General features: G+C 44.6%; 6 protein-coding genes. All 6 read left to right on the forward strand.

Going from position 1 to position 7,438, the window contains the following annotated elements:
• Positions 1-243 precede the first annotated feature (243 nt).
• Positions 244-939 carry an L-ribulose-5-phosphate 4-epimerase gene (gene araD, locus E2L07_RS16340; protein ID WP_053431247.1) on the forward strand — a complete coding sequence of 232 codons (696 nt, stop codon included), beginning with the start codon at positions 244-246 and terminating at the stop codon, positions 937-939.
• 23 nt (positions 940-962) lie between these two features.
• Positions 963-2,654, forward strand: a complete 1,692-nt coding sequence (locus E2L07_RS16345) for a ribulokinase (RefSeq protein ID WP_053431246.1) — start codon at positions 963-965, stop codon at positions 2,652-2,654.
• 42 nt (positions 2,655-2,696) lie between these two features.
• Entirely contained in the window at positions 2,697-4,190 is a 1,494-nt protein-coding gene (gene araA / locus E2L07_RS16350) for an L-arabinose isomerase (RefSeq protein WP_053431245.1), read from the forward strand.
• A 49-nt stretch (positions 4,191-4,239) separates the two neighbouring features.
• Entirely contained in the window at positions 4,240-5,736 is a 1,497-nt protein-coding gene (locus E2L07_RS16355) for an alpha-N-arabinofuranosidase (RefSeq protein WP_134230087.1), read from the forward strand.
• 119 nt (positions 5,737-5,855) lie between these two features.
• Positions 5,856-6,983 carry a GntR family transcriptional regulator gene (locus E2L07_RS16360; RefSeq protein ID WP_053431243.1) on the forward strand — a complete coding sequence of 376 codons (1,128 nt, stop codon included), beginning with the start codon at positions 5,856-5,858 and terminating at the stop codon, positions 6,981-6,983.
• Positions 6,980-7,246 (forward strand): hypothetical protein, encoded by a 267-nt coding sequence (locus E2L07_RS16365; RefSeq protein ID WP_053431242.1) that lies wholly within the window; start codon positions 6,980-6,982, stop codon positions 7,244-7,246. Before E2L07_RS16360 ends, E2L07_RS16365 begins: the two co-directional genes overlap by 4 nt.
• Positions 7,247-7,438 lie beyond the last annotated feature (192 nt).

A 7,438-nucleotide genomic window follows, 5' to 3' on the forward strand; every position in this document is an offset into this window, starting at 1 on the left:
CTGTTATTTGGGAAATTCAGTCGGAAACGTTTTATCGTTCAAAATAGATGTCGATGGATTAAAAGCTGATACACCATACTAATACTAGACATAATAAGAGATCGTGAAAAGAGAAACACTCCTTGATAAATGTAGTTGTTAATACAAGTGATTAAATTGAATATAAATATTGAAAATTGTACGTACAAGTGTAATAATGTGAGTAAGCGTTTCAATCTATGATTAGGAAAGGGGTCGTTTCGGTTGTTAGAGCAATTGAAAGAAACGGTGTTTAAAGCGAATCTTTATTTGCCTAAATATCAACTCGTAACGTTTACATGGGGAAATGTAAGCGGTATTGACCGGGAAAAAGGCTTGGTCGTCATTAAACCGAGTGGAGTGGAATACTTCGAAATGAAAAGCAAAGACATGGTCGTTGTTGATTTAGAGGGCAATATAGTCGAAGGTGATTTGAAACCGTCTTCAGACACGCCAACCCATTTAGCGCTTTATCGGGCATTTGACAAAGTAGGGGGGATTGTCCATACCCATTCGGTCTGGGCAACGGCTTGGGCGCAAGCGGGAAAAGAAATCCCAGCTTATGGAACGACGCATGCTGATTATTTTCATGGGACGATCCCTTGTACCCGCCCAATGACAGAGGTAGAAATTCTAGGAGACTATGAAAAGGAAACAGGGAACGTGATCGTTGAGACGTTTCGTGATAAAGACCCGTTGTCGATTCCTGGCGTCCTCGTTCATTCACACGCTCCTTTCGTCTGGGGGAAAGATCCGATGGAGGCAGTCCATCATGCAGTCGTCCTTGAAGAAGTGGCGAAAATGGCGCAAAAAACGCTATCAATCTCTGAGAGGACACTACCAATGGATTCAGTACTACTAGATCGACACTTTTATCGGAAGCATGGGCAAGCAGCTTACTACGGTCAAGAGAAGAGATAATCAGGAAAGGGTGGGACATATAGATGACAACGAAATACACAATTGGGGTTGACTACGGGACGGAGTCAGGACGTGCGGTGTTAATCGATCTATCGAATGGGCAAGAGCTAGCTGACCATGTGACACCATATAGACACGGAGTCATCGATCAATATTTGCCTAATACAAACATTAAATTAGGTCACGAATGGGCTTTGCAGCACCCCCTTGATTATGTAGAGGTTTTAACGACATCGGTGCCAGCAGTTATGAAAGAATCGGGAGTGGATGCTGACGATGTGATTGGGATCGGCGTCGATTTTACGGCATGCACGATGTTACCAGTTGACGAGGAAGGGCAGCCTTTGTGTTTGCTCGCGCAGTACAAAGACAATCCTCATAGCTGGGTGAAGCTCTGGAAGCATCATGCCGCTCAAGATAAAGCGAACGCTATAAATGAAATGGCTGAAAAACGAGGAGAAGCCTTTTTGCCACGATATGGCGGGAAAATATCTTCTGAGTGGATGATCGCAAAAGTGTGGCAAATTCTCGATGAGGCGGAGGACGTTTATAACCGAACGGATCAATTTTTAGAGGCGACCGATTGGATCGTCTCACAAATGACGGGCAAAATCGTGAAAAATAGTTGCACAGCAGGTTATAAGGCGATTTGGCATAAGCGAGAGGGTTACCCTTCCAATGAATTTTTTAAAGCCCTCGATCCTAGGCTTGAGCATTTGACGACAACGAAGCTACGCGGTGACATCGTCCCTCTAGGTGAAAGGGCAGGTGGTTTATTGCCTGAAATGGCTGAAAAGATGGGCTTGAACCCTGGCATCGCAGTAGCGGTAGGTAACGTAGATGCCCATGCCGCTGTTCCAGCTGTTGGCGTCACGACGCCTGGAAAGTTGGTCATGGCGATGGGGACGTCCATTTGCCACATGCTACTAGGGGAGAAGGAACAGGAAGTCGAAGGAATGTGCGGAGTTGTTGAAGATGGTATCATCCCAGGTTATTTAGGCTATGAGGCAGGGCAATCCGCAGTTGGAGACATTTTCGCCTGGTTTGTGAAGCACGGCGTTCCGGCAGCGACGTTCGATGAGGCGCAAGAAAAAGGGGTGAACATTCACGCTTTGTTAGAAGAAAAAGCGTCACAATTAAGACCTGGCGAGTCGGGTTTACTTGCACTCGATTGGTGGAATGGGAATCGTTCGATTCTCGTTGATACTGAATTATCAGGGATGCTTTTAGGCTACACGCTCCAAACGAAGCCGGAAGAAATATATCGAGCATTGCTTGAGGCAACAGCATTTGGTACACGGGCGATTGTTGATGCTTTTCACGGGCGAGGAGTCGAAGTTCACGAACTCTATGCATGTGGAGGTTTACCGCAAAAAAATCACCTGTTAATGCAAATCTTTGCTGATGTGACAAACAGGGAAATTAAAGTGGCTGCTTCAAAACAAACACCAGCTCTTGGGGCAGCAATGTTTGCTTCTGTTGCTGCTGGTTCAGAGGTAGGAGGCTATGACTCGATTGAAGAAGCTGCCAAGAAAATGGGCCGAGTGAAGGACGAAACTTTTAAGCCAATTCCTGAACATGTGGCTATCTATGAAAAGCTTTACCAAGAATATGTGACGCTTCACGATTACTTCGGACGGGGTGCGAATGATGTCATGAAGCGTTTGAAAGCGTTAAAAAGTATCCAGCATCGTCCGTCTTCTTTGTTAACGTAACTTATTAATTTTCAAATCTTATCATTAGTGGGGGGTTCTCGAATGTTACAAACGAAGCCATATACGTTTTGGTTCATTACTGGAAGTCAGCATTTATATGGAGAAGACGCGATAGAGCAAGTAAGACAGCACTCGCAAACTATGGTAGAAAAGCTTAATGAAATTGGCGAGTTGCCGTACACCATTGAATTAAAAGAGGTTCTCACAACACCTGATGCGATAAGAAAAATGGTCATTGCGGCCAATAGCGATGACGATTGTGCGGGGATGATTACGTGGATGCACACATTTTCCCCAGCAAAGATGTGGATTAACGGTTTAAAACAATTAAAAAAGCCGCTCCTCCACTTGCATACGCAATTTAATCGAGAAATCCCTTACGATGACATCGATATGGATTTCATGAATTTAAATCAATCTGCCCACGGTGATCGCGAGTACGGGCACATTGGGGCACGGCTTAACATCTCTCGAAAAGTAATCGTCGGTCATTGGCAAAATAATGATGTACAAGAACGGCTAGGGGCTTGGATGAGAACTGCTGCGGCCTTTGTGGACGGTCATCACTTAAAAGTGGCTAGATTTGGCGACAACATGCGGGAGGTTGCTGTGACGGAAGGAGATAAGGTCGAAGCGCAAATTCAATTCGGTTGGTCGATCACAGCCTTTGGAATTGGTGATCTCGTCGAAAAAATGAAAGCGGTATCTGAAGACGAAGTTCGGCGCTTATTCGATGAATATCAAGAGCTTTACCGCTTAAGCCCATCGATTCTCGAGCAAGATGAGGTAAAAGCAGCGGTTTTAGAGCAAGCGAAAATGGAACTAGCGTTAAAGGAGTTCTTGGAGGAAGGGGGCTACACAGCGTTTACAACGAACTTTGAAGACTTGCACGGAATGAAGCAGCTTCCAGGTCTAGCGGTGCAACGTCTTATGGCAGAGGGATATGGCTTTGGTGGAGAAGGAGACTGGAAAACGGCGGCGTTATTGCGGATGATGAAAATCATTGCTGATGGTAAAGGAACCTCATTCATGGAAGATTACACATACCATTTGGCCGAAGGGAACGAGCTCGTGCTAGGTTCTCATATGTTGGAAATTTGCCCAACGATTGCGGCGAATCAGCCTGAAATCCAAGTTCATCCGCTAGGTATTGGCGGGAAAGAAGATCCTGCACGGCTTGTCTTTGATGGGGCCGATGGACCAGCGTTAAATGCCTCCTTGATCGATCTTGGCCACCGATTCCGTTTAGTTGTGAACGAAGTAGAAGCAATCAAACCAGAACGGGATATGCCGAAGCTACCAGTTGCTAAAGTTCTTTGGAAGTGCAAGCCATCCTTAAGTGAAGCGACAGAGGCTTGGATCCATGCAGGGGGAGCTCATCATACGGTGTTCTCCTTCGAAGTGACGCCTGAGCAGCTCTATGATTGGGCAACTTTAGCTGATATTGAAGTGGTTTTCATTAATGACAAAACAGACGTACCGCAATTCCAGCAACAGCTCCAATGGAATGAAGCTTTCCGCCGACTATTTAAATAAAGCTTTTTATGAATCAGTATTAAAGTTGAATAAAGTGAGGAGAGGCAAGATGAAGCAATCAATTAAAGTCTATACAGATCTTGAACATGGGAAAATTAGCAAGCATATTTATGGTCATTTTTCAGAGCATTTAGGCAGGTGCATTTATGAAGGATTGTGGGTTGGAGAGGACTCACCAATCCCAAATACAGAGGGGATCCGCAACGATGTACTAGGGGCATTACAAGAGTTAAACATCCCGGTCCTACGCTGGCCAGGGGGCTGCTTTGCCGATGAGTACCATTGGAAAGATGGTGTGGGGCCAAGGGAGAACCGGAAGCGAATGGTGAACACCCATTGGGGCGGTGTTGTCGAAAATAATCATTTCGGCACGCATGAGTTTATGAGATTATGTGAGCTCCTTGGCGCCGAGCCTTACATTTGTGGAAATGTCGGCAGTGGTACCGTTCAAGAAATGCAAGAGTGGGTTGAATATATGACATTTGATGGGGAATCGCCAATGGCCAATTGGCGCACAGAAAATGGGCGAGAAGAGCCTTGGGCTTTAAAATATTTTGGTGTTGGAAATGAAAACTGGGGCTGCGGGGGGCATATGCGTCCTGAATACTATGCGGATCTTTACCGACGCTATCAAACCTATGTCCGTAACTACGGAGACAATAAAATTTATAAGATTGCTGGTGGGGCCAATGTAGACGACTACCGTTGGACTGAGGTGTTGATGCGAGAGGCCGCTCATCTTATGGACGGATTAAGCCTGCATTATTACACGATTCCAGGCGATTTTTGGAAAGGCAAAGGGTCGGCCCTAGATGATCGTGAATCCGAATGGTTTAAAACGTTGAAAAAGTCGTTCCGAATGGATGAATTATTGACGAAGCATTCGACAATTATGGACCGTTATGATCCTGAAAAGCGAGTCGGCTTAATTGTCGATGAATGGGGTACATGGTTTGATGTGGAGCCAGGTACAAATCCAGGCTTCCTTTATCAACAAAATACGATCCGTGATGCGTTAGTGGCTGGCGTTCATTTTCACATTTTCCATGAGCATAACGACCGGGTTCATATGGCGAACATCGCACAAATGGTCAATGTTTTGCAGGCGATGGTGTTGACGGAAGGGGAGCAGATGCTTTTAACGCCAACCTACCATGTATTTAACATGTATAAAGTTCACCAAGATGCAACGAGGCTTGAAGTGAATGCAGACGTGGGAACTTACAAGTTCGGAGATGATGAGCTTCCGGCGGTAACCGTTTCTGCATCGAAGGATAACGAAGGTGCCATCCACGTAAGTGTTTGTCATTTAGATCCTCATCGTGATACAGATCTCACCCTTAAGCTAAGTGGGCTAAACAAGTCGTTGTCAGCATCATCTGTTTCAGGAGAACTATTAACAGCAAATGAATTAAATGCCCACAATACGTTTGAACGACCGAATGAGGTGGAGCCTGTTCCGTATGAGCCAGCTTCTGTAAGCGGACATGAGATGGAACTAAAGGTTCCGGCATCATCTGTACTCCGTGTGACAATTAGACCATAAAGGTTATAAACAGGGATTGCGGAAAAAGGAAGTAATCCCTGTTTGACCTTCAAGGAAAGGTGATTGTATCAATTATGGTATAATCATTTGTACGTATAAGTTGTCAGGTGGGATAGATGATGGAAACAAAATATAATTTTGTTAAGCAGCAAATTAAATCGAAAATTCTTGAAGGAATCGTTTTGCCTCATGGAAAGATTGGTTCCGAAAATGAGTTAATGAAAGAGTACAATGTAAGTCGACATACGGTGCGAAAAGCGATTGACGAATTAGTGAATGAAGGATGGGTATACCGGAAGCAAGGGGCTGGGACATTTTGTGCGGATCGCACAGATCAAAAAAACCCTATCGGTAAAGCGCAGCGGAAAAACATTGCCCTTATTACGACCTATCTATCTGAGTATATTTTCCCCTCGATTATTCGCGGAGCTGAAAGTATTTTGAGCGAACATGGGTACCAAGTCACCATCTTTAGCACGAACAATAATCACGAACAAGAAAAACGGGTATTAGAAGCGGTTTTATCGCAAAGGTTTGATGGTTTGATCGTAGAACCAACGAAAAGTTCCATTCCAAACCCGAACATCAATTACTATTTAAATCTTGAACGTCAAGGCATTCCATATGTAATGATCAACGCTTATTACGAGGAGCTAGAGCCTTATTTCTTAGGGATGGATGATGTAAAAGGAGGCTACACGCAGACGAAGCATCTCCTTGATTTAGGACATGAGCAAATCGTTGGTCTATTTAAAAATGATGATTTGCAAGGGGCAAAGCGGTTAAAAGGCTTTATAAAAGCACACCGGGAGCAAGGAATTGCCCTCAATCCTCAGCATATTATTACGTACACGACTGAGCAAAAGAACGCTAAGCCATTAGAGGAGCTGCATCGGATTTTTAAAGACCGTTCCCATCGGCCGACGGGGATTGTTTGTTATAATGATGAGCTTGCCCTAAAGCTACTTGATGTCATACGGGAATTTGATATCCGCGTGCCAGAAGAACTCTCTGTTGTTGGCTATGATGATTCTTTTTTATCTGTTGCCTCCGAAGTGAAGCTAACGACGATTCAACATCCAAAGGTGGAGATGGGGATCGATGCAGCAAAATTGATCATTTCCTGCATTGAACAAGAGAGAAAGGATCGATCGGCAGATGGAGAGCAATCAATCATCTATGAGCCGAAGTTAGTCGTCCGTCATTCTACTGCAGAAGCCAAAAGTGAAAAGGGTGTGGCAAAGTGAGTGGAGAACCTTTTTGCAAAAGTTGTACAGCAAGTGTCCGATTAACGAAAAAAGAGATGGATCAACTTATGGTTGAGTATGGTCAAAAAGACGGCAAGTCTCTTGTCGGAACAGGCGAATATTTTCGCCGTGTCAATCAATGCATGCAATGTCCAGACTTATTGTATGAAACGACGTGTAAATATAGCGGGATGCTCGTGCAATATATTTCCCGTTTTCAGAACAAATCGTGTCCCCATCCTGCTGGCACGAAATGGTCCTAGCCTCATGATCGGGGACCACTGTATAGAGGGTGAAATCAATCGAAAACGTAAAACTAAGGTAGTGTCAAAAGTTCTATGAAAAACTAGCACGGTTCATACTACCTACCATTTATTAGGTGGAAATGCCACGCTATCGCTCTTGACAAACACACCAATGGTTTATTCAGAGGTCAATCAAGGGCGAAGGGAACA

The sequence above is a fragment of the Halalkalibacterium halodurans genome (assembly GCF_004376175.1).
Taxonomy (GTDB): domain Bacteria; phylum Bacillota; class Bacilli; order Bacillales; family Bacillaceae_D; genus Halalkalibacterium; species Halalkalibacterium halodurans.

Excerpts from the sequence above, each read along its gene's own strand:
- E2L07_RS16360 (WP_053431243.1), top strand. The coding sequence starts at position 5,856 with ATGGAAACAAAATATAATTTTGTTAAGCAGCAAATTAAATCGAAAATT.
- E2L07_RS16355 (WP_134230087.1), top strand. The coding sequence starts at position 4,240 with ATGAAGCAATCAATTAAAGTCTATACAGATCTTGAACATGGGAAAATT.
- araA (WP_053431245.1), top strand. The coding sequence starts at position 2,697 with ATGTTACAAACGAAGCCATATACGTTTTGGTTCATTACTGGAAGTCAG.
- E2L07_RS16345 (WP_053431246.1), top strand. The coding sequence starts at position 963 with ATGACAACGAAATACACAATTGGGGTTGACTACGGGACGGAGTCAGGA.